The organism is Pseudomonas brassicacearum, assembly GCF_003732265.1.
Classification (GTDB): Bacteria; Pseudomonadota; Gammaproteobacteria; order Pseudomonadales; family Pseudomonadaceae; genus Aquipseudomonas; species Aquipseudomonas brassicacearum_D.
In genome coordinates this window covers 1-282 of sequence record NZ_MOBK01000116.1, presented here as the reverse complement: position 1 = coordinate 282, position 282 = coordinate 1, and the positions used below count along the sequence as shown (strand labels likewise).

1 pseudogene is annotated in these 282 nt (G+C 65.2%); it reads right to left on the bottom strand.

The annotated features are described in order from the left end of the window. Positions 1 to 282 (bottom strand): annotated as a pseudogene (locus tag BK660_RS30325) (phosphoribosylamine--glycine ligase); the annotation flags it as partial.

The window sequence follows — 282 nt, the reverse complement described above, 5'->3', positions numbered from 1 at the left end:
GACCCGCTGGTGCTCTTGGGCAGTCACGACCGGTGCAGGGGAGTAACCGCCCATGCCGCCGGTGTTCGGGCCGGTGTCGCCGTCACCGACGCGTTTGTGGTCCTGGCTGGTGGCCATTGGCATCACGTTCTTGCCGTCGACCATGACGATTAATCTGGCTTCTTCGCCGTCCAGGAATTCTTCGATCCCTACGCGCGAGCCGGCATCACCGAAGGCATTGCCCGCGGGCATGTCGCGCACGGCGTCTTCGGCTTCGGCCAGGGTCATGGCGACGATCACGCC